At 59.7% G+C, this 25,268-nt stretch carries 26 protein-coding genes and 3 pseudogenes; 11 read left to right on the top strand and 18 right to left on the bottom strand.

Translation table 11 applies throughout. From position 1 onward, the window contains the following. Positions 1–13: 13 nt before the first annotated feature. The 3 genes from J2857_RS24255 to J2857_RS24245 are packed head-to-tail and all read right to left on the bottom strand — an operon-like array spanning position 14 to position 2,798. Entirely contained in the window at positions 14–1,039 is a 1,026-nt protein-coding gene (locus J2857_RS24255; protein ID WP_210012665.1) for an ABC transporter substrate-binding protein, read from the bottom strand. 57 nt (positions 1,040–1,096) lie between these two features. Then, positions 1,097–1,867: a class II aldolase/adducin family protein gene (locus tag J2857_RS24250; RefSeq protein ID WP_210012664.1), complete on the bottom strand. Its 771-nt coding sequence runs from the start codon at positions 1,865–1,867 to the stop codon at positions 1,097–1,099. 19 nt (positions 1,868–1,886) lie between these two features. Then, positions 1,887–2,798, bottom strand: a complete 912-nt coding sequence (locus J2857_RS24245) for an ABC transporter ATP-binding protein (RefSeq protein WP_432420186.1) — start codon at positions 2,796–2,798, stop codon at positions 1,887–1,889. Positions 2,799–3,183: 385 nt separating this feature from the next. On the opposite strand from J2857_RS24245, the gene J2857_RS24240 reads away from it, so the two are divergent. Both J2857_RS24240 and J2857_RS24235 read left to right on the top strand, forming a co-directional pair. After that, complete coding sequence (locus tag J2857_RS24240) at positions 3,184–3,759, top strand: hypothetical protein (protein WP_210012662.1); 576 nt, start codon at positions 3,184–3,186, stop codon at positions 3,757–3,759. After that, a complete protein-coding gene (locus tag J2857_RS24235; RefSeq protein ID WP_210012661.1) occupies positions 3,756–4,148 on the top strand; it encodes a hypothetical protein in 393 nt (130 codons plus the stop codon). Before J2857_RS24240 ends, J2857_RS24235 begins: the two co-directional genes overlap by 4 nt. Positions 4,149–4,225: 77 nt before the next feature. Here the strand turns inward: J2857_RS24235 and J2857_RS24230 are convergent, their stop codons facing one another. The 6 genes from J2857_RS24230 to J2857_RS24205 are packed head-to-tail and all read right to left on the bottom strand — an operon-like array spanning position 4,226 to position 10,196. Next, positions 4,226–5,170, bottom strand: a complete 945-nt coding sequence (locus J2857_RS24230; RefSeq protein ID WP_210012660.1) for a nucleoside hydrolase — start codon at positions 5,168–5,170, stop codon at positions 4,226–4,228. A gap of 1 nt (position 5,171) precedes the next feature. After that, entirely contained in the window at positions 5,172–6,101 is a 930-nt protein-coding gene (locus J2857_RS24225) for an AraC family ligand binding domain-containing protein (protein WP_210012659.1), read from the bottom strand. Continuing rightward, a complete protein-coding gene (locus tag J2857_RS24220; protein ID WP_210012658.1) occupies positions 6,098–7,357 on the bottom strand; it encodes a hydantoinase/carbamoylase family amidase in 1,260 nt (419 codons plus the stop codon). Before J2857_RS24220 ends, J2857_RS24225 begins: the two co-directional genes overlap by 4 nt. A gap of 4 nt (positions 7,358–7,361) precedes the next feature. Then, on the bottom strand, positions 7,362–8,240 hold the full coding sequence (locus J2857_RS24215; protein ID WP_210012657.1) for an alpha/beta fold hydrolase: 879 nt from the start codon (positions 8,238–8,240) through the stop codon (positions 7,362–7,364). A 43-nt stretch (positions 8,241–8,283) separates the two neighbouring features. Next, positions 8,284–9,414 (bottom strand): pyridoxal phosphate-dependent aminotransferase, encoded by a 1,131-nt coding sequence (locus J2857_RS24210; RefSeq protein WP_210012656.1) that lies wholly within the window; start codon positions 9,412–9,414, stop codon positions 8,284–8,286. Between the two features lie 5 nt (positions 9,415–9,419). Continuing rightward, entirely contained in the window at positions 9,420–10,196 is a 777-nt protein-coding gene (locus J2857_RS24205) for an SDR family oxidoreductase (RefSeq protein WP_210012655.1), read from the bottom strand. Between the two features lie 317 nt (positions 10,197–10,513). Here J2857_RS24205 and J2857_RS24200 point away from each other — a divergent pair, with 317 nt between their 5' ends. From J2857_RS24200 to J2857_RS24175, 6 genes are all read left to right on the top strand, one after another. Next, the gene (locus tag J2857_RS24200) at positions 10,514–11,599 is read left to right on the top strand and encodes an ABC transporter ATP-binding protein (protein WP_210012654.1); all 1,086 of its coding nucleotides are present in this window, start codon (positions 10,514–10,516) and stop codon (positions 11,597–11,599) included. A gap of 38 nt (positions 11,600–11,637) precedes the next feature. Further along, positions 11,638–12,942 carry an extracellular solute-binding protein gene (locus tag J2857_RS24195; RefSeq protein WP_210012653.1) on the top strand — a complete coding sequence of 435 codons (1,305 nt, stop codon included), beginning with the start codon at positions 11,638–11,640 and terminating at the stop codon, positions 12,940–12,942. A gap of 17 nt (positions 12,943–12,959) precedes the next feature. Further along, complete coding sequence (locus tag J2857_RS24190; protein ID WP_210012652.1) at positions 12,960–13,904, top strand: carbohydrate ABC transporter permease; 945 nt, start codon at positions 12,960–12,962, stop codon at positions 13,902–13,904. Position 13,905: 1 nt separating this feature from the next. Next, complete coding sequence (locus tag J2857_RS24185) at positions 13,906–14,751, top strand: carbohydrate ABC transporter permease (protein WP_210012651.1); 846 nt, start codon at positions 13,906–13,908, stop codon at positions 14,749–14,751. 4 nt (positions 14,752–14,755) lie between these two features. Beyond that, complete coding sequence (locus J2857_RS24180; RefSeq protein ID WP_210012650.1) at positions 14,756–15,553, top strand: alpha/beta fold hydrolase; 798 nt, start codon at positions 14,756–14,758, stop codon at positions 15,551–15,553. Between the two features lie 115 nt (positions 15,554–15,668). Further along, positions 15,669–16,355, top strand: a complete 687-nt coding sequence (locus J2857_RS24175) for a GntR family transcriptional regulator (RefSeq protein WP_348635716.1) — start codon at positions 15,669–15,671, stop codon at positions 16,353–16,355. 157 nt (positions 16,356–16,512) lie between these two features. Here the strand turns inward: J2857_RS24175 and J2857_RS24170 are convergent. Further along, positions 16,513–16,638: pseudogene (locus J2857_RS24170) on the bottom strand (ArdC-like ssDNA-binding domain-containing protein); the annotation flags it as partial. Between the two features lie 223 nt (positions 16,639–16,861). After that, positions 16,862–17,755: an AraC family transcriptional regulator gene (locus tag J2857_RS24165; protein WP_210012648.1), complete on the bottom strand. Its 894-nt coding sequence runs from the start codon at positions 17,753–17,755 to the stop codon at positions 16,862–16,864. Between the two features lie 73 nt (positions 17,756–17,828). On the opposite strand from J2857_RS24165, the gene J2857_RS24160 reads away from it, so the two are divergent. After that, positions 17,829–18,764, top strand: coding sequence for an NmrA family NAD(P)-binding protein (locus tag J2857_RS24160; RefSeq protein WP_210012647.1), 936 nt, complete (start codon positions 17,829–17,831; stop codon positions 18,762–18,764). A 157-nt stretch (positions 18,765–18,921) separates the two neighbouring features. Next, positions 18,922–19,155 (top strand): hypothetical protein, encoded by a 234-nt coding sequence (locus J2857_RS24155; protein ID WP_210012646.1) that lies wholly within the window; start codon positions 18,922–18,924, stop codon positions 19,153–19,155. Positions 19,156–19,295: 140 nt separating this feature from the next. On the opposite strand, the gene J2857_RS24150 is transcribed toward J2857_RS24155, so the two are convergent. Both J2857_RS24150 and J2857_RS24145 read right to left on the bottom strand, forming a co-directional pair. After that, positions 19,296–19,817, bottom strand: a complete 522-nt coding sequence (locus tag J2857_RS24150; protein WP_210012645.1) for a DUF309 domain-containing protein — start codon at positions 19,815–19,817, stop codon at positions 19,296–19,298. Positions 19,818–19,942: 125 nt separating this feature from the next. Beyond that, entirely contained in the window at positions 19,943–20,944 is a 1,002-nt protein-coding gene (locus tag J2857_RS24145) for a sensor histidine kinase (protein WP_210012644.1), read from the bottom strand. A 173-nt stretch (positions 20,945–21,117) separates the two neighbouring features. On the opposite strand from J2857_RS24145, the pseudogene J2857_RS31515 reads away from it, so the two are divergent. Beyond that, positions 21,118–21,285, top strand: a pseudogene (locus J2857_RS31515) (IS110 family transposase); the annotation flags it as partial. Between the two features lie 133 nt (positions 21,286–21,418). Here the strand turns inward: J2857_RS31515 and J2857_RS24135 are convergent. From J2857_RS24135 to J2857_RS24115, 5 genes and pseudogenes are all read right to left on the bottom strand, one after another. Further along, a complete protein-coding gene (locus tag J2857_RS24135) occupies positions 21,419–21,808 on the bottom strand; it encodes a RidA family protein (protein WP_210012643.1) in 390 nt (129 codons plus the stop codon). 376 nt (positions 21,809–22,184) lie between these two features. Next, positions 22,185–22,943, bottom strand: coding sequence for an alpha/beta fold hydrolase (locus J2857_RS24130; RefSeq protein WP_210012642.1), 759 nt, complete (start codon positions 22,941–22,943; stop codon positions 22,185–22,187). A 78-nt stretch (positions 22,944–23,021) separates the two neighbouring features. Next, positions 23,022–23,786, bottom strand: a pseudogene (locus J2857_RS24125) (L,D-transpeptidase). Further along, entirely contained in the window at positions 23,783–24,313 is a 531-nt protein-coding gene (locus J2857_RS24120) for a VOC family protein (protein ID WP_210012641.1), read from the bottom strand. The pseudogene J2857_RS24125 and the gene J2857_RS24120 overlap by 4 nt, the downstream one beginning before the upstream one ends. A gap of 71 nt (positions 24,314–24,384) precedes the next feature. Beyond that, entirely contained in the window at positions 24,385–25,233 is an 849-nt protein-coding gene (locus tag J2857_RS24115) for an alpha/beta fold hydrolase (RefSeq protein WP_210012640.1), read from the bottom strand. Positions 25,234–25,268 lie beyond the last annotated feature (35 nt).

Below are 25,268 nucleotides of genomic sequence, written 5' to 3'. Positions count from 1 at the left end.
GGGCCAGAGACGCTCATAGGCGCTTTTCCGCGACGGGGATCTTCGACAGGAAGCTGTCGTTGAACGCGGCGTCGAGATCGACGGGCTTCGAGATGACCTTGTATTCGGCGAGAAGGCTATTGGCCGAACCGACGGCTGCCTTGTCGATGGCGAAGAGACCATCGGTGCCACCCTTGCCGGCGACCATCAGTTTCTTGATCTCGGAGAGCATGACTTCCTGCTGACCGCGATCGAGGGTCGGCGCCACTTTCATGACGATGTCGATGGCCTCTTTTTCGTTAGTCAGGGCATATTTCCAACCCTTGATGCTGGCGCGTAGGAATTTCTCGACCAATTCCGGCCTTTCCTTGGCGGTTTGTTCCGAAACGATCAGCGTGTCGCGCGGGAAGGAAACACCGCTGTCTTCAGGAACGAAGATCCGCAGGTTGTTCATGCCGGCGCGGGCAGCAACGATCTGCAGCTCGTTGTAGCGGGTGGCCGTCGCAACATCGACCTGCTTGTCGATGAACGGGGTCATCGAGACCTGCTGCGGCTGGACATCCACTTCGCCCGGCTTGATGCCGGCCTTGGCCAACATGGCCGACAGGACGTGGTTTGCACCGGTGAACCAGGCGGTCACCTTCTTGCCCTTGAAGTCCTGCACCGTCTTGACCGGGCCATCCTTGTAGGTGACGAAAACGAATGGCGTGACCTGGTGCGCCACGCCGATGCAGACGATCGGCAGGCCCTTGTCGCGCGCGGCGAAAACGCTGTCGGTGCCGCCCGAAAGACCAAACGTGTCGGCGCCGGTCGCCACCAGGTTTTCGGTCAACAGATTGGGACCGCCGGGGTTGATGGTGAGGTTTATCCCCTCATCCTTATAATACCCCTTTTCCAGCGCGACGTAGAAGCCGGCGAACTGGGACTGGGTCAGCCATTTGAGGCGCAGGCTGGCATTGACCATCTGCTGGGCAGCGGCCGGGGTCGCGCTATAGGCGAAACCTTGAATGCCGATGACGGTTGCGGCAAGCGCCGCCAGGAGCTGTCGTTTTTTAAGCATGGTCCCTCTCTGTGCTTTTGATTGGTTATAGGTTGCGTAAAGTCGTCTCCTCCCGACTTATCGGCGGTAATCCGATCCCTCCCGTTCGAGCTGGCGAAGAAACGCGGGCCATTCCCGCTCCCCTGCGATCAGGATGTCGCCCTTGTTCTCCCAGAACTGGAGGGCGGCTTTTTCGCAGACCTCGTGCGGCGGGGTCAAAAGTTCCGCACCCGAAGCCTGCAGGTCGAGCTGGATGCGCGCAGCGCGTTCGAAATAATAGAGCAGCATGAATGCCTCGCCCGGCGTACGGCCGAGCGTCATGATGCCGTGGTTGCGCATCAGCATCACCCGGTTGTCGCCCATATCGGCGATCAGGCGGGCCTGTTCATCCATGTCGATCGCCACACCTTCGTAATCATGGAATGCCTGGCGCTTGTAAAAACGCATCGCAAACTGCGTCAGCGGCAGAAGGCCGTCCTTCTGGCAGGAAATGGCAGTGCTCGCATCGGAATGGGTATGAAGGACGCAGGCCGCATCGTGTACTGCCTTATGGATTGCGCCATGAATGACGAAGGCGGCCTTATTGATCGTGTAAGGTGTATCGTCGAGCTTGTTGCCGTCTATATCGATGCGCACGAGGCTGGATGCGGTTATTTCGGCGAAGAGGAAGCCATAGGGATTGAGCAGGAACTGATCGTCGTGCCCTGGCACACGCATGGAAATGTGGTTGTAGATCAGGTCGTCCAAGCCCAGACGCGAGACCATGCGGTAGCAGGCAGCGAGATCGACACGCGCCTTCCACTCGGCCTCGGGAATGTGGGCAGGACGTTCGGCATATTCTGCGGTCATCGGTATTTCCTCTTTTATTCTAATGTCCTGAAGTCATGAATGACTTCATGCTTTCCTCCTCGATCGCGTCGAGGAGCGTCTTCTTCAGCGTGATGAATTCCGGCGAGGTGACGATGTCGGCCTTACGGGGACGCGGCAGGTCTATCTTCTGCTCCAGCTTCACCTTGCCCGGCCGGGCGGTCATGACAAGAACTCGGTCACCCAGGAAAATCGCCTCATCGACATCGTGGGTGATGAACAGGACCGTGCGCCGGTGTTTCTGCCAGACGTCAAGCAGCCAGCGTTGCATCATCGTGCGTGTCAGGGCGTCCAGTGCGCCGAACGGCTCGTCGAGCAACATCAGGTCGCGCCTGAAGAGAAAGGTCCTCATCAGCGCGACGCGCTGGCGCATGCCGCCGGAAAGCTGATTGGGATATTGGTTTTCAAACCCGGCAAGTCCAAATTCTGGTAGCATCTTCAGCGCTTCCGCTCGGGCCTGTGTGCGTGGCATGCCTTCGATCTCCAGCGCCAGAATGGCGTTGTCGATAACGTTCCTCCACGGCAGGAGCAGATCTCGCTGCGGCATGAAGGAAACCTGCCCAAGCAACTCGGATGCTGCGGAACTCTTGCCGCGAAAACGCAGGATATTGCCCGGATCCGGTTCTTCCAGCCCGGCGAGGATGTTGAACAGTGTACTCTTGCCGCAGCCGGAAGGGCCGACAACCGTGACCAGTTCACCAGGATGGATGGTTGCTTCCAGACTATCCAGGGCGACCACCGGGCCGAAGCTTTTGGATACGTTGCGAAGTTCGATCAATGGATTGTCGCCAGAGGAGCCCCATGCAGGCTCCGAAGTGATCTGCACGGCTTTGGCCGGCCCTAACAAGCCCGCAAGACCGCGCGCTCCCGGGTTTAATCCGCATGCATAATCCTCACTCCAGGCGATCGACATATCCGTCATTGAGAAGGCATCTCCGTGCATGCAGTTATTACCATTACGGATACAAGCAAGCCTCGTGCCAAACTGGTGATATTTGATTTTGGGCTCATCGAGCGCAAGTTGATCGATTTTCCTATCCCAAATTGCCAAGTTCCTGCGCCGGCATCATCTGAATCTTAGCCAAAATATCCAATAGCTAAAAATATGCATACATGGTGCGCATATTTTGGACGCAAGATGACTGCTATTGCGGCACGCTCCGGACGAGTGGGCCGGCAGATCGTCAAGTTTGAGCTCGCTCCGCTTGTGCTTCTGACGGTGGCACAGCGTTTGCATTAAAATCTCATCGCCATGCCGCCACAATAAATGTTGGCGGCTCAACATATCGGGAGAAAGCATGCAGGATGAACCTAGGCGAGTGGCCTATGTGGCGCACTGTCTCATGAACCAGAATGCCAAGGTCAGCGAATTCGCCAAATGCGCCGGCGTCTTTTCTCCGCTGGTCGAGCGCCTTGTGAAGAACGGTTTCGAGCTACAGCAATTGCCCTGCCCGGAGATGAGCCACATGGGTGCCGCCCGCTGGTGGGCATCCCGCGAACAATACGACACGCCCGGTTATCGGCGCCATTGCCGCAACCTGGCAAAGAGCGTCGTGGATCTCGTGATACTGCATCAGGAAGCCGGCTACGATGTCGTCATCGTCGGCCTGGATGGCAGCCCGTCGAGCGGCGTCCGGCTGACCAGCACCAAGGCGTCCTGGGGCGGCCGGCCGGAAGGCGCCGTGCACGGCGGCAGCGACCGGCGGCCGGGCATGGGCATCTGGATGGAGGAGCTGAAGTTCGAGTTCGAGGAACGCAGCCTTGCATTCCCCCGTGCCACGGGCGTCGCGATGGATGCGCAGGACTTCGACCTCCAGAAGGCAATGGTCGAACTCGACGAGTTCCTGACCGAAGGCACGGAGAATGCCGCGTGATCCGCGAAGACCTGAGAAGCCGCCGCATTGCGGTCATCGCCGATTTCGTCGTCAATCCCGGATCGGCACTCTATGGCAAACGGCAGGCGCCGCCGACCGGTTTCATGGACGCGCTGGTGGAGCGCGGCTGGGGCATCATGAAGATGCCGCCACATGTGGCAAAGCTGGAAAGCTGCGAGAGGCTGATCGAGGTTTCCGTGGGCGACCTTATCGACTACCGCAAGAACGGCTATGACGTGGTGATCGCCGCCGTGGAAGATTTGCCCCAACAGGGCGTCTGGCTGGACGCGATGGCAGCCTGCTACAAGAAACTCGGCAAGGATATGCCGCCGGTCGTGGCCATTCGGTCGGATGCTACGGCAGCCGACGCCGATGCGCTGGATGGCTGACTGACCCCGGCGGCCTGACAAGCTCCAAGACATTGGGACCGACCCGCAGGATATCCATCCTGCCGGTTTCCAAGCCCTCAGTTCTGCGCAAAAGCCTGCTTCAGCATTTGTACGAAGCCGGCGGTGGATGCCTTCTCGATGACGCGGGCATTGACCTTGTATTCCGGCCAGCGATTGCCGAGCTTCGGCGGATGGATGGCTGAAAAGCCGCGCGTAATCTCACCGGAAGTCTCAATGCGAACAACAGCGTCGCGCGAGGATTCGATCAGGTCAGGATTGAGCAGGCAGGCGCAGGTGAGCGAATCCGGATGTGTGCTGACCGGCCGCCCATAACGCGCTTCGGCGGTTTCGCGCGGCACGGCAGAAACCTTCCGGTAGAATTCGGACAGCGGCGTCTGCATCGCAAATATCTCGTCCAGCTGATCGCCTTCGAGAAGCCCGGACCGCATGGTCAGCGTCCAGGTGGAGAGCGTAATATCGAAACCCGCTTCGAAGACGATGCGCGCAGCTTCCGGATCGATGAAGAAATTGTACTCGGCGCAGGGCGTGATGTTGCCAACCGCGTTATCGGTGCCGCCCATGATCCAGAGATGGCGCACCGCCTTGGCGATCCGCGGCTCCTTCATTACCGCAAGTGCGATATTGGTGAGCGGCGCTTGAGCCAGAATATCGATCTGGCCGGGTTCGGCCATGACCCTCTCGATGATGGCATCCACCGCATGCATCGTTTCCGGCCGCTGCCGGGCGATCGGCAGGTTCACGCCGCTCATGCCGTCATTGCCGTGCATGGTCGATGCTTCCCATGGCTTGACCATGGGGCGGCGCGCGCCAAGGTAGACCGGCACCTTGCCGGAGAAACCGGCGACCTCGATGGTCGCCAACGCATTTTCCACCTGCTGGTCGAAAGGCACATTGCCGACGCAGATGGTGACTGCCTCCAGCGTCGAGCCCGGCGTGCGCATGGCGAGCAGCAGCGAATATGTATCGTCGCCCGCCGTATCCGTATCGATGATCAGCCGCATCTCAATAAAACTCGAACCCCATCGTGCGGGCATGATAATAGAAGCCGCCGTCCTGGACGATCAGGAATTCGGCGCGGGTATCACCGTCGTTGTGGTGGCTGTGCTTGGCAGCCGGCGGCGTGACCAACGTTGCCCATGGCGACCAAGCGCATTTGGCATCCGCCACCATAGAATAGGCTGGGTCGCCGTTGATGACCAGGGTGATGGCGGCGGAGTTGTGTTTGTGTGGCGGCTGGAAACTTCTCGGTTTCAACGTGTTCAGCGACAGCGTCATCGTTGTCGTAATATTGCGGCTTGCTTCCGTCTTTTCGGCCGAGAAGATCAGCGCGTGGCCGGACGTGCCCGCATTGGCATTGCTCCCGTAGACGACGTCGAGCTGGTGACTGATCTCGCCGGCCGGGTAGTGCACGAAGCTGACGGCCGCCTGCTCGCCGGTGATCGGCATCGAGGCATCGAACATCAGCTGCGGATCATTGCCCACCATCCAGAAGATGCTGTCCTCGCTTGCCGTGATGGCCGAAACCACTCCGCCCGGCAGCAGGAAAACGTCGCCCTTGCCGAGCAAGACCTTCTCGTCACCGACAGCCAGAGCCGCCTTACCCTGGATCACGTACCAGATCGACGCGGTGTTCGTGAGCTTCGTATCCAGCGTCTCGCGGGACTTGACCACCGCATACCGCGCCAGCATCAGCGGCGTCGTTGCCGGGAACGGGCATTTCATCTCGGCCGACAGATCGCAATTGATAAAGCCTGTCTTTTCGAGCGCGAAAGCCGCGGTCGGCTCAGCAGTGAAAATCTTGCCAGGCACCGGCGGCAACTTGATGTTGAAGGCATTGCCGGAATTGAAATAACGGCCGCGGGCCTCTGCGGCATTGGCTGGATTGCTCGGCAGCTGGACCGACATTTCGGCCATGTCGTTGACGGTGCTCATGATGCGTCTCCATGGTTATGTGAAAGACCCGCCTGCTCCAGGAGCAGATCGAGAAGGACGGCCGCGCCGGCCGCAACATGTTCCGGTTCCGCCCACTCGTCGGGATGATGGCTGAGGCCACCGCGACAGGGGATGAAAATCATCACACTCGGTGCAAGCGGCGCCATCTGCCGCGCATCGTGGCCTGCCGCCGAAAGAACGTCCAGTGCCGGATAACCATACCTGGCGGCAGAGCGCCATATCGCTGTCCGGAGCCCTTCGTCGAATGTGTTCGACGGGGCATCGACCAGACGTTTGATATGAAGGCCGCACGGATGCACCTCCTCGGCAGCGATCGTTTCCAGGCGCAAACCAAGCCGATCGAGCATGGCATTGTCCGGATGCCGCAAATCGACGCGGAAAACGGCCCTGGATGGCACGACGGACGGTGCGTTGGGCTGGATTTCCAGCCGGCCGATGGTGAATTTCACCGCGTTGTCGACTACCATCTCCTGTTGCATGCGCACGGCCATGCGGGCAAAGGCCTGTAGCGCGTCCTGTCGACGCTCCATCGGCTCCGTCCCGGCATGCGCCTCGCGTCCGGAAATGACGAACTCGTAGGTTTTCTTGCCCTGGATGCCGGACACCACGCCAATCACCGCACCGGCGCTTTCAAGCACATCCGCCTGCTCGATATGCGGTTCGATGTAAGCATGAACGGGAAAACCGAGCGGCCGACGCTCTATTTCGGGAAAGGCCGCGTGCACATTTGCAAGTGCCTCCGCCACGGAGACGCCGGTGGCATCCTTCACTGCCATGACCTCCTCCAATGTCCGCTTGCCGGCGAAAAGCTCGGACCCCATCATGCCGGGGGCAAACCGGCTGCCCTCTTCGTTCATCCAGGCCACGACCGTAATCGGCCGCTCGGGCACCAGGCCTGCCTCGGCGATTGCCGTCACCGCTTCGAGCGCCGCCAGCGTACCGAATGCCCCATCAAAAAGACCGCCCGTCGGCTGGCTGTCAGCATGACTGCCGGCGACGACGGGCGATAGGTGGGGAAACTTGCCTTGGAGCGTCAGAAAGAGGTTTCCGGCCGGGTCGGTGGACGGTGTCAAACCGGCTTCGGCGCCCCATGCGATGATGCGGCGCCAGCTCAGAATTTCCTCGGCCGAAAGAGCCTGTCGATTGACGCCCTTTTCGGGCAGGGCACCATCTCTGCCGAGTTCCATCAGCCGCGACCAAAGCCGCTCCGGAGATATCGAGGCCAAGGCGGTCATGGCGCTATTCCGTCCGCATCACCTGCCCTGGATCGGCCCGCGGATCGCGCACCTTCCAGGCGCCTGCTTCCACCTGTGCGATAAAATCGGCTACCAGCGAGTTGAACAGCGCCGGCTCTTCCAGATTGAGCGTGTGGCCGGTCTTCGGCAGGATCGCAAGGCCGGCGGCCGGAAGCGTCTTCTTGAGGAAAATGCTTGGCTGCAGGCAATGGTCGTCTTCGTCGCCCGTCATGATCAGCGTCGGTACCATCATCTTCTTCAGCTCGTCTTCCAGATCCCAGAAGGACGGCCGGCGGCACTGCACGCCACGCATGGTATAGGCCGCGCCGATGGCCGAGTGCCGCGACAACCGTTCGGCAAACGCGGCCCAGCCGCGCGGATCCTTGTTCTGGAACTGCACACGGCTTGCGCCGAGCGAATAGATCTTGGCAAAGCCGACCGGGTCTTTCTCGAAATTGTCGGCGACTTTCAGCGACGTATTGCGGAAATAATCGGCCGTGGCGCGCTCCGTGCCGTAACCGGCGCCGGCGACCGTCAGTGAGAGAGCCCGTTCCGGGAACCGCAGGCCGAAATGCAGCGTCGCGAAACCGCCCATCGACAAGCCGACGATATGGGCCTTCTCGATGCCGAGCCTGTCGAGCACGGAAAGGGCATCTTCTGCAGCCAGCGCCTGCGAATATCGTTCGACATCCGCCGGGATATCGGACGGAGCATAACCGCGGGCAGCATAGGTGATGCAGCGGTTGCGCCGCGGGAAGAAGCTCATCTGCGGTTCCCAGGCGTCGTAATTGCCGCCGAACTCGTGGATGAACAGGATCGGCGTTCCGGTCTCGCCTGCCGTTTCACAATAGAGCTTGATGCCATCCTTGCTGGTCACGAACATGAACCGGCCTCTCCTGTAATATGCTTGGTTCCTGGACCGGCCCCTAAAAGAGAGCCGGCACGTCGTTCAGTGTGCGCGCGGTCGCGATATAGCCGGGCAGCCCTTCGCAGAAGCGTTCGGCCCAGGCTGATGGCACCGAGGTCGAGACCTTGATGAACCGGTCGCCGAAACGCGCCGTGTGGTAGCGCCCCTGGCGGATCATCACGCCCTCGCGGCGGGCCGCCTCGACGATCGCTTCGGGCGAAACGCCGGTGGCCGCCGTTTCCAGCACGAGGAAATTGCCGTGCGACGGCTGGACCGGCACCGTGATGCCGGCCGCTTCCGCGGCCGCGACGATCATCGCCTTGTTCGCCCTGTCGATAGTCCGTACGTCCTTCATCCATTCGGTTTTGACCGAAAGCCCGGCCATCGCAGCGCGCTGGGCGACGACAGATGCCCCGAGCACGGAGGTCGAGGCGGACGAAAACTCGTCGACCAGTGCGGGGGACGCGACAAGCGCGCCGATGCGCATGCCGGCGAGCCCCAGCCATTTGGAGAAGCTCAGCGAAACGACGGTGCCTTCCGGAGCGACCTGCAGGACCGGCGTGTGGTCGTCTGCGAAATCCCTGTAGGTGCAATCGTGGATCATCAAGGCGCCGACCGAACGGGCGATCTCGGCGAAAGCCTCGATTTCCTCGCGGTCGTAACGGATGCCGAGCGGATTGTTGGGATCGACGATATAGATGATCGCGCAACGGTCATCGACGGCGGCCCGCAGGGCATCCGGGGTCAGTTTGTATTTGGTCGCCGGATCGTAGATCGGGATCTGGATGACCTCGGCACCGGCCTGTTCGGCAAACATGCACGGCCATTTCCAGGTCGGGTCCGTGGTCACCAGCGTCGTGCCGGGCCTGGCGCGCGCTTTACAGATCATTGCCAGCGCATTGACGCCGCCTTCCGTCACCAGCGCTTCTGCGGACAGGACGCCGAGATCGGCGACGATCCCTGCTCGCAGCGCCTCGAAGCCCATGGGCGGCGCGTAGGCGTTGAATTCGCAGGCTTCGATGGAGCGGATCATTGCTTCGCGCACGGCGGGATGCGCGGGGATGTGATTGGTGTTCTGTCCCATCCACGCCAGATCCGGCGTCGAGAACAGGTCGTCGAAATAGCGGTTTCGAATACGCGCGTCGCTCATGATCGTCAGATCACCGAACCACGCGCGGCGATGCCGCCGTCGATGGTGACGACCGTGCCGGTGATGTAGCCGGCCTTGGGCGAGGCGAGGAAGGCGCAGAGATCGGCGACTTCTTCGGCCGTGGCCGGGCGCTTGCCCGGATACTTGTCGTAGAGTTCCTTCCAACGGCTCTCATCACCGAGCATGTCGATCGCCTTGCGCTTCATGATCTTGAACATGCGCGCGGTATCGACCGGCCCGGGATTGACGCCGATGACGCGGATACCCTGATCGAGGCTGCGGCCGCCGAGTGCCTTGGTGAAGCTCATCAGCGCTGCGTTACCGGTCGAGCCGGCAAAATAGGCGGCATCCCAGTTTTCGCCGGAATTGCCGATGACGTTGATGATGACGCCGTCGCGGCCCTTGCGGCGTTTCCAGAATTCGCGCGAAAGCGTAATGTAGCCAAAGACCTTGAGATCGAAACCGCGGCGGATGGCTTCGTCGGTGACGTCCTCGATCGAACCGGCGGGGATATCACCCGCGTTGTTTATCAGGATATCATAGTCTCCACAGGCCTTATCGAGTGCGACCATGGCTTCGCTGGTGCTCAGATCCGCCTCGTGCACGGTGAGGTTCACCGGGTATTGGGCGAGTTCCTTCTTCAGGTCCTGCATGGCGGCGCCGTTGCGGGCGGCAAGGTGGAGGTGGCATCCTTCAGCGGCGAGGACCTTGGCGATCGCGTAGCCGATGCCCTGGGATGCTCCGGTGATGAGGGCCGTTTTGCCGGCAAGATTGAGTTCCACCCTACGTCTCCTGTGATGAATACATATTTGTCTTTTTTGCATACGCCATTTACGCGGCCTGTCCATAGCTTTTTTAAAGGAACTTGAAATTTTCTGCCATATAAGCGGAATAACTGCCATTATTATTCTAACTTGCTTCATATATAAGCAAATAGGTCAGACATTCAGCCAAAAAAATGAGCAGATAAAGCGGTTAGCCAAAAAAATCATCGGCGTATACATTTATCTCTTGCACGAATACATTTTCCATCCCTAATGTCTGGATGGCGGGATCAGCGGGTCTCGGAAATTTCAATGGAAAAGGCCTTACAGCCGGCATGGCAGACGTTCAGCTAAAAAAGGTGGGCAAGACCTACGAGAGTGCCTCGGCAACCACGATCGATGGACTTGACCTGCATATTCGCAGCGGTGAATTCGTGGTGCTGGTCGGCCCCTCGGGCTGTGGCAAGTCCACGACGCTGCGCATGATTGCCGGCCTGGAAGAGGTCAGCAGCGGCGAGATCTGGATCGGCGAGCGCCGGGTTGACGAGCTTGATCCGCGCGAGCGCGACATCGCCATGGTTTTCCAGAACTACGCGCTCTATCCACATATGACCGTCGCCCAGAACATGAGTTTCGGCCTGCGACTCGCCAAAGTGGACAAGGCGGAAATTCGCCGCAAGGTCGAGGAAGCCGCCAAGCTGCTGGAGATCTCCACGCTGCTGAACCGGCGGCCGAAGCAGCTTTCCGGCGGCCAGCGGCAGCGTGTTGCCATGGGGCGCGCCATGGTTCGCGATCCGGCAGTCTTCCTATTCGACGAACCGCTTTCCAACCTGGACGCCAAGCTGCGCGGACAGATGCGCACGGAAATCCGCCGGCTGCACAAACGCCTGAAGGCGACAACCGTTTACGTGACCCACGACCAGGTCGAGGCGATGACGCTCGCCGATCGCGTCGTAGTGCTGAACAACGGCAAGATCGAGCAGCAGGGCACGCCGCAGGAACTCTATGAACGTCCCGCCACCCGCTTCGTGGCCGGGTTCATCGGCAGCCCTTCGATGAACTTCCTCCCCGCGCAGGTCGCCCTGGACGGCGGCACGCTGGTGCTGAGACTCAACAATGCCACCCTGCCGTCGCCAGCCGATCGGCGCGATGCTCTCCTTCCGTATGTGGGGAAGACTGTCGAAGTGGGTCTGAGGCCGGAACACTTCCTGGCCGGCGACGGCGAGCCGGATCTTTCGGTTCCCGTCGAAATGGCCGAACTGCTCGGCCCCACCACGCTGGTTCACTTCACCCTTGCCGGCGTGCCCTGCGCGGCCATGCTTGCGCCGCAGCATGCCCACCCCGAGGGTAGCCAGCAGCCGCTCCGCATCGCGCATGACCGCATGTCGCTTTTCGACCCCGATACCGGCGGCGCCATCTGAAATTGCAATCGGATAAAACACCAGAAGGAGAACGGCTGATGAAGATCTATCCTATCGTTTTTGCCAGTCTGCTCGGCGCCACGGCGCCGAATGCAACCGGCGCCCAGGCGCAAACCGCGGCTGCCTGCACCGGCGAAACCGTGACGCTACGCATCCTGCGCACGCCCGGCAACTATCCGTATCCGAAGCCGATGGAAGCCTGGCAAAAGGAAAACCCTTGCGTCAAGTTCGAAGTCAATGAAGTCCCCTTCCCGCAGCTCGCGGACACGATTTCGGTCCAGGCAGCCAGCTCCAATCCGCCTGATATCATCGTCTATGACGGCCCGAACACCCAGTCCTACGCGGCTGCCGGCATCCTGTTGCCGATCACCAAATACCTGCCGAAGGGCTGGGATGACGACATCCTGCCGGCCACCAAGGCCGAGCACAGTTACAATGGCGAGGTCTATTCGCCGGGCATCGAGCAGACCACCGTTGCCATGTACTACAACAAGAAGCTGGTCGAAGCCGCAGGCGTAAAACCGCCGCAGACGCTTGCCGAGGCATGGACATGGCCCCAGGCGCTCGAAGCCTTCAAGAAGTGCCAACAGGGTCCGGCTGGTGCCGCCACGGTCTGGGGCCTCGGCCCGACCCGCTTCGGCAACGGGCAGCCGGGTCTCGTCTATCAGGACCTGACCTACCAGCGCTCCGCCGGCGACCCGAAGGCAGCCCCGACCAGCAGCGCCTACAAGACCTTTTGGGCGTTCGCGCCGGACGGCAAGACGGCTGAAGGTTATCTCAATACGCCGGAAGCCGTCGAAGCGCTGAAATTCTACCAGTCGATGTTCAATGCTGAAGGCGTTGCGCCGAAGGTCGGCATTCCGAATGCCTTCTTCGATTCCAAAGCCTGCTTCTACATCGACACCCCGGCCGCCGGCAACGCGCTGATCAAGGATCCGAAGATCGATTGGGGTATCACGCCGCTGCCGTATTTCAAGACGCCGGTCGTGCATACGGGCTCGACCACGTTCGGTGCGACCGCTCGCTCCAAGCATCCCGAGATCGCCGCAAAGTTCGTGGTCGATATGTCATGGGGCGAATATGCCTATATGAACGTCAGCCAGCGCGGCAATCTGCCGACATTGAAGAGCCTGTTCTCCCGCTTCGACGTCTACAACAAATATCCGATGAAGGTATTCGTCGATCAGCTGCAGTCCTGGGGCCAGCCGCGCCCGCCGGGCCCGAAATTCGCCCAGTATGACAAGATCGTCAGCGAGGCTCTTCGTGGCGTTGCCTTCGGTGGCAATCCGGCAGAACTGATGGCGGACGCTGAAAAGAAGGTTCAGCGTATCCTCGACCGATAATGACAATGGACGCGAGAATGTCGACAGGCGAACAAACCCTTACCGTTTCGGCGGGTGCAAAGACCCGGCCACGCAAGGCCGCCACCCGGCGGCAAAAGCAGGAGCGTCTGGTCGCTGTCGGCTTTCTCGCGCCTTTCATGCTGCTGCTGCTGATCTTCCAGTACGTTCCGCTGCTGGTGATGGCGCGAAACAGCTTCTACGACTATTCGCTGCTCAACCCGGCAGCGGAGAAGTTCGTCGGCCTGCGCAACTTCGCCGACATGATCGAATACGACGATGCCCGGAGAAGTTTCGGCATTACCTTCCTCTTCGCTTTCGGGGTGGTGGTTTTCGTCATCCCGATCGCCTTCGCGCTTGCCCTCTTCCTCAATTCGAAACTTCCGGCACGCGGCCTGGTGCGCACCATGATCATGCTGCCGGTCGTCACGTCCTCGGTGGTGATCGCGACGATGTGGTCCTTCCTGCTCGACCCGTCGAACGGATTGATCAACGGCGCGCTGGATATCGTCGGCATCGCCCGACAACCGTTTCTGACCAGCACCCAGCAGGCCCTGCCGTCACTGATCGCCATGACGCTGTGGCAGCAGGTCGGGTTCGGGGCGATCCTGTTTCTGGCCGGTCTCCAGGGCGTGCCTTCCGAACTGGGCGAGGCGGCCCGCATCGATGGCGCCACGCGGTGGCAGGTGCTGTGGAACATCACCATACCGCTCCTGTCGCGGACCACGCTGTTCGTCGTGGTGATCATGACTGTGTTTTCGCTGCAAGCCTTTGCGCCCGCCTTCCTGATGACCCAGGGCGGACCGCAGGAGGCGACGAACCTGATCGTCTACCACATCTACAATACCGCCTTCATCATGCAGCAGGCCGGTTATGCCTCGGCGCTCTCGCTCGTGCTGCTGCTCGTCGTCCTCGCCATCTCGATGGTCCAGATGGCTCTCCTGCGATCCCGTTGGAACTACTGACATGAGAACGACCCGCATCCGCCGCACCGCGCTTACTCTCCTGATCATCCTGTTGATCATCGCCTGTTTCCTCGCGCCCTATGCCTGGGTCGTAGCGTCGTCGCTCAAGAACCAGTTCACCGTGTTTGGCGACGTGACGCCGCTCTCCTGGCGCGCCTTCGTGCCGGTCGGCGCGACGATCGAAAACTACGTGTCGCTGTTCGAGCGCACGAATATCCTGAGAGCCCTGTTGAACACGGCGATCGTCGCGACCGGTCAGGTAGTGTTCACGCTGCTGCTGTGCTCGATGGCCGCCTATGCGCTGACCCGCATCAAGTTTCCTGGCGCCAACGTCGTCTTCATGCTGATCCTTCTGACCTTCCTTCTGCCGATCGAAGCGATGATGGTGCCCCTCTACCAGGTGGTTTCCGGGCTCGGCCTTTCCAACACGCTGGTCGGGATTATGATCCCCTGGATCGCCAGCCCCTTCGGTCTCTTTCTGCTGAAACAGGCCTTCGAGGAACTGCCCGCCGAGCTGGAGGATGCGGCACGCATCGACGGTGCCGGACATGTGCGCATCTTCTTTTCGATCGTCCTGCCGAACGTCAAAGTTCCGATGGTGACGCTTGGGCTCATCACATTCCTGTTCTGCTGGAACAGCTTCCTGTGGCCTCTGGTCATCGTCCAGGATCCGGCGCGACAGATCATCCAGGTGGCGATCGCCCAGCAGGGTTCGCCGACCCAGCTACCGAACTGGGGCGAGACATTTGCCGGAGCGACGGTCGCCACGGTGCCGCTCATCCTGCTCTTCCTGATCCTTCAGAAGTACTTCACCCAAGGCATGGCCACCAGCGGCATAAAGGGCTGAGCGGATGAGCGATCTTCATCTGCTGGACGCACCTTTCGGCGGCCAGATCGGCTATCGTACGCTCGGCGCCGCGGGAGATTGGCTGGTGCTGATCCATGGCTGGTGCGGCAGCGCCGATCACTGGGATATCATCGGACCCGAACTGGCCCGCAATTTCCGGGTGCTTGTACTTTCACATCCCGGTTTCGGTGGCACTCCCCCACCGCCTGCAAGCGGCCAGACAATCGCGGCCATGGGCGCAGCGGTTGCGCATGTCCTCGATCATCTCGACATTTCGGGCGCCATCCTGGTCGGCCATTCCATGGGCGGTCCCATCTCCACGGAGACGGCGATTGCCGCGCCGCGGAGAGTGGCCGCGGTGATCGGTCTCGATACGCTGTCCGACCGGGACTATTACGGACGTGTGCCGGATGACGAGATCCGGCGTCGGCACGAGGATTTCCAGGCCGACTATCCGGGCCGGATGCGGGCCATGGTCGACATGATCGTTCATCCGACCACCGAAGATGCCATGCGAGCCCGGATCACCGAGGGCATGCTGGCCGCGGCGCCGGGCGACTTCGCGCTGGATATCAAGGACGACCTGTTCTTCTGGAATGCCGAAGATCGCTGGCCCCTGGTAACCTGCCGGAAAATGCTGCTGAATTCACCTTACGTGGCGCGTCTGGCGCATCCTGAGCCCATGCCTTGTTTTGCCAAAACCACGATCGCCACCTACGATTCCGGCCACTTTCCCATGATAGAGGCGCCGTCGATGATTGTGGACAAGATCAGAAGTTGCATCGCCACCCTGGTATACTGATTATATGATCTTGAATGCAGCAGAGAAATAAACGTATATGCGCGCCACCAAAGCCAGACTGGTCATAAGCAAGGCCAGCAAAGGAACATTTGAATTGAACCAGGATGCGGCTCGCGTGACCACTATTGTCCCGACACGTCAGGCGACACGATCGGACGAGTTGCGCGACCATCTGGAAGAAATGATCCTCGATGGCCGCCTTGCACCCGGCGAACGGCTGGACGAGATGGAACTGTCGCGCCGGTTCGGCCTGTCGCGCACGCCCGTCCGCGAAGCCATCAAGTCGCTGCTCGCCATCGGCCTGATTGAGACGCGCGGCCGTCAGGGCACACATGTCGCCCTCCTGTCCATTCCGGCGATCATCGAAATGTTCGATGTCATGGCGTCCCTCGAAGGCCTGTGCGCCAAGCTGGCCGCGCGTCGTGCCACGCCCAGCGAGCGAGCTGCCATGCGCGCAGTTCACGAGGATCTGGTCAAAGCCTATGAGGGTGGCGATCCCGTGGCCTTCTACAAGGTCAACCAGCAGTTCCACGACCTGCTCTACGAAGCGGCACATACACATTTCATCGCCGAACAGGCGATCCAGCTACGACGCCGCATCGGCGCTTATCGCCTGCGCGCCACCTACCAGCCGGGACGGATGCTCGGAACGCTGACGGAGCATGTGCGGATCATGGATGCGATCGATGCGGGCGACCCCGACGCCGCACAGAAGGCGGCAAGCGATCACGTTCAGCTTCTGGGCGACCAACTGACCGACTTCATTTCTTCGCTGCCGCCTCGTATGAGCGGCGCTCAATAGATCGGAACCCGATTCGGCAACGAAATCTCGCAGTTCCTGACTGAAGAGTGACGTGAGCTCACTCCATCGGATCGATCAAGGCTCATTCCGGCCCCACACCACCACCCCGTCCCGCTGGTAGCATCCGCCACTCCAGCTATATAAGCACTACCGCGGGCGCTTCGGACTTGGTGAAGCGGCTGGCGAAGACAACGGTCGAGCCGGTCTCGCCCTTGCGCACGGCCCCGCCCAGTTCGAGGGATTGCTTGAACGTCATCCACTTCGGCGAGGCGAAGCCACCCGCAGATCTCATCCGCAAAGCGGTTGCGGTCAAGATGCAGCACCTCCTTTGCGGTCGCCTTCGAAACAAAAAAAGGCGCTCGACCCGTGGGGAGCGCCTTCTTCTGTATCCCGACACAATGTCAAACGCCGCGGCGATTGCAGCGAGCAGGACATCGTCTCGTCGGGAAGTGATGCTCGGATATTGTTGACGAAGAGCAATTTCAAGTCGTGATCTACGGTCAGGGCTAACTGATTGAGCCAGAAGATGAAGCTTGCACCGATGGCAACTGCCGAGAGGAGGTGGCAACGCCTCGCGCATGCTCGGCGCTCAAAAGCCGATCGGCAAAATAGCGCGATGGCGTGGTCCCAAGCGCCTTCCTGAACATGACGATGAAGGCCGTCGTGGATTCATACCCTAAGTCGCTCGCCACCTGTTGGACTGTTGCACCGCCGGCAAGTTCCCTCAGCGCGATCACCAGTTGTAGTTGACGCCGCCAACGGCCGAAGCTCAATCCTGTCTCTTGGACCATAAGCCTCTTCAACGATCGCTCGCTGACGGCGACATGCTCAGCCCATTGGCCGAGGGTACGGCGGTCGCTGGGATCTGCCAAAAGAGCCGCAGTGATCAGGGCGATTTTTGGATGGTCAGATACGGGTAGCTCCAGCCCCCCACGCGGCATCAGCGCGAGCTCATCGAGCATGACCCGCACGAGGCGATCGACATGAGCGTCGCGTGCATCGCTTTCAGATAGTTCCGCTACTCGGAGTATCATCTCCCGCAGCATCGGCGATACCGAAAGCGTGCAGCATTCAGCCGGGAGCATGGCCACGCCGGGCTCGACAAACAGGTATGTTAGACGAGCATTGGACGTGACCTGATTGCTGTGAGGAACGCCACCGGGTACCCAAAATCCGCAGTCGGGGGGAACGATCCAGACCCCACTTTCCGCTCTGCAAGTAACCGCGCCATGGAGCGCCACGACCAGCTGACCCTGCCGGTGCTGGTGCGGCAGCCCCTCGGCTTCATAGTCGGCGAAGTCCATTCTGATTGCCATCGCCGGCCCATGCGAAAGGCTCAGATCGCAAGCGATACTGCAGGGAGGTCGGTTATTCAATGATTGGCCCGATTTCGAGATCATATGGCATTATCTCCAATTTTACTCGCGACACAATCCTTTAAGATCCTGGTCAAACAACTATAGGAGATTAGCCATGCGTATCGCCGTGGTTGGCGCGACCGGCAGGATCGGTGCCAAACTGACCGAAAACCTCTTGGCCAAAGGCCATTCAGTCAAAGCTCTTTCGAGAGGAGGGCCCGCCCTCGATGTGCTTGTCGCGAAAGGAGCAGAACCGTTCCTTGGCAGCTTCGACACAGGTGATGGTGAGCTTGGCAGGTTCTTTGAAGACGCTGACGCTGCGTTCCTGATGGTCAAAACCCTTTGGGCGGCGGAGGACTTTCATGGGCACTACCCTGCGGTAGCGCTTCGATTTTTCGACGCACTTCGGGATTCCCCGGTGAAATTTGCCGTTAGCCTAACCGGAATGGGATCCGAGATCAGCGGGAACACCGGCCATTTTCAGGGCTTCCATATCCTGGATCAGATCCTCAACCGGTTACGCGACATCAATTTGGTGCACCTGCAGGGCGGCTGGTTCATGGAGGACCTGTCCAGGTGGGTCGACTCGATCGCGCAGCACGATAGGATCGGCTGGTCGCTCGACCCCAACGTCAAAGCTCCTTGGGTTGCCATTCAAGACATTGCGGAGTTCGCGGCAAAGGAGTTCGACACGCCGCCTGACCAGCATCGGTCGGTGAAGCAACTGGGCATCGATTACACGATGTCCGAGATCGCTGCGATTATCGGCCGGGCGCTCGGTAGAGAGGTGGACTATCGCTTCGTCGATACGAGCGATCGCGAGGTCGAAACGATATTCCAAGAGAGGTTCGGAACTCTCGAACGGTGGGTCTATGATAAGGCCACGTTGGCTGCTCTTAACGATGGGCGTGTAAAGTTTAACGATGATCGTCCGTCGCTGCCCACGACAATGGAAGAATTCGTCAAAGATACCGTCAGGCCGCTGGTCGAGAAGGCGCGGACGGATGGCGTCAAAAAAGAGACCTTCCTGACGTGGGGCTCAAAACGATAACTGCCGCGTTATAAAGACATAGTCTCTGCCCAGAAGGCTGATCGGCGGCGCCGCTTTGTACCATGGCAGATGCGGCCCGAGCCTGAAGAGATGTAAGCTCTACAGGCTCGCTCAGATCGGTGACCGCTTGGGATTGTCCAGGGCTTCAGAGCCGCCGATGACGTTCGTCAATCGCAAAACAGGCGCCGAGGTGCGTTGGGGCTTCATCGACCAGGAAACCGGCGAACAGGTGAGCCCGACCGATCTCGAAATCATTGAAGGACCGGGTGCAGACGAGTTAGTGCGTTGGCGCCTTTCCCACGCCACCGATCGCCACCGGCATCAAGTCGGCGACATAAAGGGCGCGCCGGCTAGCACAGACACCATTGGGCCGGTAGAAACGACGCACTGAACTAGGGCCGCTTCGCGCTCCAACGACAAGTGCCGCCGCGCCACACCCGCCGATTTCTACGCTAGGGCACTTGATGCTACGATCCGCCCACAGCGCCGCCTTGCGTCACTGGGGGCTGATCGTATCGTGCATTCAAATATCTATGATTGTCCCAGAACGAAGTCGAAGACCGGTTCAGGTTGTCCCTGGACCGTGATGACCAATGACGGCATGGCCTCAACTGTCCCTTCGGCAAGATCAGCAAGCATCCCCAGCGACATGCCCAAGGCGGACGAGAAGTGGTCATGCGGCGCCGTTGTGAGATCTCGCAACAATGCGCCGGCGCGTCCGGCATGACGCATCGCGGGCATTTGCTTGCCTTCCCGGATCTTTACCCCGGTTGCGGATAGCAAGATCAATCCCTTGAGGAAGGCCCGCAACGGGCTTCCTCTGTTTGCAATCTGCCAAAGTCCTTCCCACGCCTCGTGGGCTTCCCAGTAGTACCCGTGATTGAAGAGGTCCTGGCCCCAGGCGAATTCCTCAGAGTCGAGAGATGCATTTACCAAAACGGGCTGAACACCGTAGCTGTGTCCTCCAGGATCACGGACTGGATGCGGCCCCTTGCCCGGCAAGTAGGCGTAGCTGGGGAATGATCTATCCGGAAATAACCGAGGACGTCCCATCGCCCAAAGTCCTCAATGTGCAGCGTCGAAATCAGCATGCTCTCAACTCGTCCGATAGACAACACATCGTCTAAGTTACCGGGCCGCTAAGTTACACGTGCGACACGCCTTGATGACCCGGACCATCATTTTGCCAGTCTCTCACCTTTCAGTTTTAGAACAACGACTACCCCGTCGGGCGACCAGTCGTATGTAATCGTCCCCCCAAGTTGACCGGATACACTTCGGTTGAGCAACTTGCTTCCATAGCCCTCATTCCCATTTGGGGGTTCTACCGCCGGCCCGCCCCGCTCGGTCCATGTCAGCGTGACGTCGTCATCGTCTGTAGACCCTGAAAGGTCGAGTGTTCCCGTATCCACCGAGAGGGCGCCATATTTCAAGGAGTTTGTCGCCAGCTCATGGAAGATGAGAGACAGCGCGGTTGCAGCGACTTCCCCTACGCCCATGCGCGGCACCGCAACCCGAATACGCCCTTTGAATGCTCCAAGATCTTCATAAGGCGAAAGCAGGACCGATAGGAGGTCGCCCAAAAGGGCAGCATGCCCCTGATTTCCGGGAATGGGACGCACAAGATCATGGGCACGACCGAGAGCCGCCAGTCGCCCTGTGAGTTCTTGCGCCATCTCCTTCGCGGTTGTTGTCGATTGCGAGGTGATATTGGTAAGGCCCATGGCAATGGCCAGGAGATTCTTGACGCGATGACTCATTTCGCCAGCCAGCAGCTCGTTGCCTTCTTCAGCCTGCTTGCGTCCGGTGACGTCCAGAAAAACTCCAAACATCTGACCCTCATGAAGCGCGGCGTCATCGCCAAGCCCCCGTGCCGAGATCCACCGGATCTCATCTCCAACCATAATTCGGAAATCGATCTCGTAGGCTCCGACAATTCCGCGTGTCGCCGTGAACGCGGCCCGCACCCGATCCCTGTCCGCCGGGTGGATATGGGCTGAAAGGTCTTCGAATTTTACCTCGCGGCTTTTCACAAGTCCCCATAGTTTGAATGCCTGCTCGTCCATGGCAAAACGATCGTTCGTTACTTCCCATGACCAAAGCGCCACGCCCGCCGCATGGATGGCGCGACGCAGGTTTTCAGGCTTCCAAAGAGGATGGTGAGGGTCGCTAAACGGCATAGAGGCATCTCCATGAAAAATGGTCGCTTCATTTACTACCGTGGAAATCGAAAACTATCCTTTTTCTTCACGTGCGGCAAAAATGGTCGTCCGCCTTGAGATCCCATCAGGGGTGAGTAGCGGCCTGCAGCGTGGCAGAGTGAGGTCGCTAGAAAACTCTCTGGAGGCCAACCATGCTGATGACAGCAGATCAATCTCAAGCGCAAACCGCTACTCTCGTCGATCTTGGCGCAATTTTCGTCTCGTTGGGATTGAGCAAGTCGACCTGGCTGGTGACAGATCTGTCACCTTGCAGCGAGAAGGTGTCCCGACACTCCATCATCGGAGGCGACATTGCTGGCCCGCTCGCACAAAGAGAGAATCTTTGGCGGCGGCAGTTGCAACCCGGACCGCTTGGCCCATGCGTCCATTTGCGCCTGCCGAAGCCAGTCGCGTGACTTAATCTGGCCCACGGGGTCTCTTAGGAACCCGCGGCTATCGCTTGACGACAACACATTTCACCTCAGCGAGGAGCCCCGGGTGGGCGAGCTCGGAGACACCTATACGAGTCCACGCATAGGTTCCCTTCGGAAACACCTCGTTTTTAACAGTCCGGAAAACGTCCATGTGCCTGGACATTTCGAAGTGATAGCTTGTCATTTCCACGATGTCATCGAACGTGCAATGAGCGGCTTCGAGGACAATCCGCAAGTTGTCCCACATAGCTCTGAATTGCTCTGACGGATCGTGAATAATCTCGAGATCCTTTGTCCGTCCAACTTGGCCAACGACGTAAATTGTGTCTCCGACTTTAACCGCGGGAGCATAGCCTGCTCGGCTGACGATCTCCTGCATCTCGTCGGGTATGATGATCTCTCGATCCATAGTGGTCCTCGCAATCTTTGCTGGTTGCTAGCGGCGCTGGAACATGCGTCGCGAATTCTCAAGCGCCGCGGGGTAACAAAGTGCAAATGGCCAGCGATGTCAGATAATCCTTCACTTCGCCCGCCGGAGTGAACTCTGCATATTTGCAGTTGTCGAAGAGGTTCATCACGTGGCTCAAAACGGTGATGAACCTCACAAGGTGTCAGGCCAACTCAGCCGATGACGCTCTTCATGGTTAAGCCAGAGATGGCTGCATTTTGGAAGGCTCTTTCCCAAGCTCAGGTACATGTCTCAAAATAGCTGCGTCACGTTCCCAGACGTGACGCAGCTCGCAAGTTCATCGAGACAAGCGCGTTACGCAGAATGCATGCCGCAGCTATTTGGCAGCTCTGGCTGCTTCCTCGATAACCTTTGCGACTGCAGCGGCCTGCGAGATATAGATAGCGTGGCTGCCCTCTACCTCTGTCACCGTTGAACCGGCACGCTTGTACATCCAGCGCTCCAAGTCGGGGTTTATCGTCATATCGTCCTTCGCGACAATTGCGTAGCTAGGCTTCTCGTGCCAGGCTGCAACCAGAACCTGCGCATTGGTGGCGACGACGGCGACAGGCATTTGAGACCGGGCCATGAACTCGGCTTGATCCTTGGGCAGATCTGCCCCGAAATCCGCACCGAACTTTGCCCGGTCAACAAGCAGGAAGCCATCCTTGGACGGTTTGATATCGTTGGTGGGTGACGGCATCGCTTGGAGCAATTGTGCGGTGCTTTCGCCCTTTTCAGGCTGCAGCGCAGCGACATAAACAAGTGCCTTGACCTTGGGATCGTCACCTGCTGCCGTGATGATCGTGCCCCCGTAGCTGTGACCGACGAGAACGACGTCTCCGTCCTGCTGATCAAGCACGCTTCTGGTAGCTGCGACGTCTTGGTCCAGGCTTGTCAGCGGCTGCTGGACGATGCTGACATTATAGCCGTCGCGGGTCAGTATGTCATACACGCCACGCCAGCCCGAACCATCCACCAGAGCGCCATGGACGAGCACGATGTTTCGTGCATCGGCTAGGGCCGGGGCTGTCACGGCGGCAGAAAACAAGAACACGGCTGTGAGGCCGATGGCTGCTTTGCTAGAAATGGACATGGTCGGTGCTTCCTTAAATTTTGTGTTTCGGATGACTGAGACTTCGATGATCGCGTCATGGACATGTCTCTCCCCTAATCAGGGAGAGACGGACGTAATGGCTTGCATTACTGACTGCTTGGCGACAATGGACGCCTTGATCGGCACGCGATCATAGAGTCGATAATGCCTTGGTTCATCAGGCGCACGCAGCCGAAGACACGGCCTTGCCGATCGAGCGCCATTGAGGGTTGCCGTGCAGGCGGTAAAGCGTGTCTTGACCGTCGGAGAAGATGTAGAGCGCACGCGCACCCAGTGGGTTCTTCAGGCCCGGCTCCATGCCACCGTTCTCGATCGAGAATTTGGCGAGTTCCGGCTGACCGGCAACCATCTCATTCGGTGGCTTCCAGCGGGGCCACTTCTGACGCCACTGGATGACGCCCTTGCCCTGCCAGGCGAAGCCCTCCCGGCCGATGCCGACGCCGTAGCGCATCGCCGTTCCGCCCGGCTGAACCAGGTAGAGAAAGCGCGAGGGTGTTTCCACGACGATAGTGCCGGGGCGCTCGCCAGGCGGATCGATGACCTGCTGGCGATAGTAGCGCGGATCGATCTGCTGGTAGGGAACCGCCGGATCAGATAGCCGCCATCTTCAATCGGGCCGTACATGACGGCCAACTCGGCATCTGTCGGCGCCGGGGCGACCTGGACGGGGCGTATTGGACCTGGGACAGGCGTCAGTTGCTGCCCCACCAGCCGGCCGGGGCCGGAGGTGGAGGCGCAACCTGCCAGCCCCGAGACCGCAGCGATCGCCGAGAGCGATAGAAAGCTGCGGCGAGACGTTTTGTGTTCGAAGCTCACGCTCATTCGCCGTCCTGCCACCTGCGCAGATCCGTTTGGTCGTGATAGCCCATCCGGTCGGGCGTGGTGATAAACTCAATCGTCGTGCCCCATGGCATGCGGCAGTAGCAGACCTTGTTTCCTGGACCTTTTTCGGTTGCGTACGGAATAGCGCGCGGCGCGGTAAGCGCGGTGCCTCCGGCCTTTTCGAAGCGCGCTACCGATGCGTCGATGTCGTCGGTGTAGACGCCGAAGTGCGTGATGCCGATGTCGCTCGGTCTAACCGGCCGCGCTTGTTCGGGGCCGTGCATTTCGAAGAGCTCGATATCCGGTCCGGTTCCGATCTTCACCATCGCCTGCGCACGCACGATCGTTCCAGGGAAAGCGCCAGTGGCCCGCTCGAATTCTGGTCCTTGTCTCGGCGGATCCTGCGGTCCGAAGGACTGGTAGATCACCTGGCCGCCAAAAGCTTCTACCAGGAATGATTTTGCTGCTTCGATGTCGGGCACCGTGATGCCGATGTGGTTGACGCCGTGAATGACAGGTGGGGTCATGATGTTTTCCTTTCTTGTTTAAGCGATCGAACGCGATGGGTGCGGGCGCAACTCGCCTGCAGTGCAGAGCTTCAGTTAACCTTGAGGAAATCGACCAGAGCGGCGGCCACTTCATCCGGACGCTCGTCCGCGACATAATGGCTGCATCGCGGAATCGCGCCGCCTGTTACGTTGCTAGCGAACTCCTTGAGCATCGGGACCATTTGGCCGCCAAAGCGCTTGTCGCCGCCAAGTCCAAGCACCGGGATGTCGAGCGGTTGCTTCTTGTACTCAAGCGCGGCGGCATGATCGCCAGCAAGGGTGCGATACCATTCCATGCCACCACGCGTGCGCCCAGGAAGCGCCATCGCTTTCGCGTAGATTTCGATGTCCGCTGTTTCGAAGGTGCTGTGATCGTAGAATCGCTCCGCCATGAAGGCCGAGATATAGTCATACTCACGACCATGGATGAGGCGCTCAGGGAGGTCACGGTTCATATGGAAGGCGAAGTGCCAGATCTTCGCAGTCGTCGCCTCCCATTGGCTCCAGCCTGGCAGCGGAACGTCGAGGACGGCCAGGTGAGTAACAGCCTCCCGGTAAATGGCGGCTTGGGGCAAAGCCACCATTCCACCAATGTCATGGCCGCACACGGCGTAGCGTTCATGCCCAAGGGCAACCATGACCTCGTGCGCGTCGCACGCCATCGTCGACTTGTCATAGCCGTCAAGCGGGCAGTCGGAAAAGCCGGCGCCGCGCAGATCGATGGCCACCACGCTGAAATGCTCGGCCAGTAGCGGCATCACATGGTGCCATTCCCACCACGTTTCCGGCCATCCGTGAAGCAGAAGGATCGGCGGACCGGAGCCCGCGGTGACGGCGTTGATCCGGATGCCATTCACCAGCACAAGTTGTTGGGTGAACCCCTCCAGAGATGCACTCATGATAATTTTCCAGTCGGTTTAAAGTTCAGAAATGA

The sequence above is a fragment of the Neorhizobium galegae genome (assembly GCF_017877055.1).
Classification (GTDB): domain Bacteria; phylum Pseudomonadota; class Alphaproteobacteria; order Rhizobiales; family Rhizobiaceae; genus Neorhizobium; species Neorhizobium galegae_D.
The sequence above is the reverse complement of the archived record's forward strand: the minus strand, read 5'-3'. Positions and strand labels throughout refer to the sequence as shown.

Excerpts from the sequence above, each read along its gene's own strand:
- J2857_RS24255 (WP_210012665.1), bottom strand. The coding sequence starts at position 1,039 with ATGCTTAAAAAACGACAGCTCCTGGCGGCGCTTGCCGCAACCGTCATC.
- J2857_RS24250 (WP_210012664.1), bottom strand. The coding sequence starts at position 1,867 with ATGACCGCAGAATATGCCGAACGTCCTGCCCACATTCCCGAGGCCGAG.
- J2857_RS24245 (WP_432420186.1), bottom strand. The coding sequence starts at position 2,798 with ATGTCGATCGCCTGGAGTGAGGATTATGCATGCGGATTAAACCCGGGA.
- J2857_RS24240 (WP_210012662.1), top strand. The coding sequence starts at position 3,184 with ATGCAGGATGAACCTAGGCGAGTGGCCTATGTGGCGCACTGTCTCATG.
- J2857_RS24230 (WP_210012660.1), bottom strand. The coding sequence starts at position 5,170 with ATGCGGCTGATCATCGATACGGATACGGCGGGCGACGATACATATTCG.
- J2857_RS24225 (WP_210012659.1), bottom strand. The coding sequence starts at position 6,101 with ATGAGCACCGTCAACGACATGGCCGAAATGTCGGTCCAGCTGCCGAGC.
- J2857_RS24220 (WP_210012658.1), bottom strand. The coding sequence starts at position 7,357 with ATGACCGCCTTGGCCTCGATATCTCCGGAGCGGCTTTGGTCGCGGCTG.
- J2857_RS24215 (WP_210012657.1), bottom strand. The coding sequence starts at position 8,240 with ATGTTCGTGACCAGCAAGGATGGCATCAAGCTCTATTGTGAAACGGCA.
- J2857_RS24210 (WP_210012656.1), bottom strand. The coding sequence starts at position 9,414 with ATGAGCGACGCGCGTATTCGAAACCGCTATTTCGACGACCTGTTCTCG.
- J2857_RS24200 (WP_210012654.1), top strand. The coding sequence starts at position 10,514 with ATGGCAGACGTTCAGCTAAAAAAGGTGGGCAAGACCTACGAGAGTGCC.
- J2857_RS24195 (WP_210012653.1), top strand. The coding sequence starts at position 11,638 with ATGAAGATCTATCCTATCGTTTTTGCCAGTCTGCTCGGCGCCACGGCG.
- J2857_RS24190 (WP_210012652.1), top strand. The coding sequence starts at position 12,960 with ATGTCGACAGGCGAACAAACCCTTACCGTTTCGGCGGGTGCAAAGACC.
- J2857_RS24185 (WP_210012651.1), top strand. The coding sequence starts at position 13,906 with ATGAGAACGACCCGCATCCGCCGCACCGCGCTTACTCTCCTGATCATC.
- J2857_RS24180 (WP_210012650.1), top strand. The coding sequence starts at position 14,756 with ATGAGCGATCTTCATCTGCTGGACGCACCTTTCGGCGGCCAGATCGGC.
- J2857_RS24165 (WP_210012648.1), bottom strand. The coding sequence starts at position 17,755 with ATGATCTCGAAATCGGGCCAATCATTGAATAACCGACCTCCCTGCAGT.
- J2857_RS24160 (WP_210012647.1), top strand. The coding sequence starts at position 17,829 with ATGCGTATCGCCGTGGTTGGCGCGACCGGCAGGATCGGTGCCAAACTG.
- J2857_RS24155 (WP_210012646.1), top strand. The coding sequence starts at position 18,922 with ATGACGTTCGTCAATCGCAAAACAGGCGCCGAGGTGCGTTGGGGCTTC.
- J2857_RS24150 (WP_210012645.1), bottom strand. The coding sequence starts at position 19,817 with ATGGGACGTCCTCGGTTATTTCCGGATAGATCATTCCCCAGCTACGCC.
- J2857_RS24145 (WP_210012644.1), bottom strand. The coding sequence starts at position 20,944 with ATGCCGTTTAGCGACCCTCACCATCCTCTTTGGAAGCCTGAAAACCTG.
- J2857_RS24135 (WP_210012643.1), bottom strand. The coding sequence starts at position 21,808 with ATGGATCGAGAGATCATCATACCCGACGAGATGCAGGAGATCGTCAGC.
- J2857_RS24130 (WP_210012642.1), bottom strand. The coding sequence starts at position 22,943 with ATGTCCATTTCTAGCAAAGCAGCCATCGGCCTCACAGCCGTGTTCTTG.
- J2857_RS24120 (WP_210012641.1), bottom strand. The coding sequence starts at position 24,313 with ATGACCCCACCTGTCATTCACGGCGTCAACCACATCGGCATCACGGTG.
- J2857_RS24115 (WP_210012640.1), bottom strand. The coding sequence starts at position 25,233 with ATGAGTGCATCTCTGGAGGGGTTCACCCAACAACTTGTGCTGGTGAAT.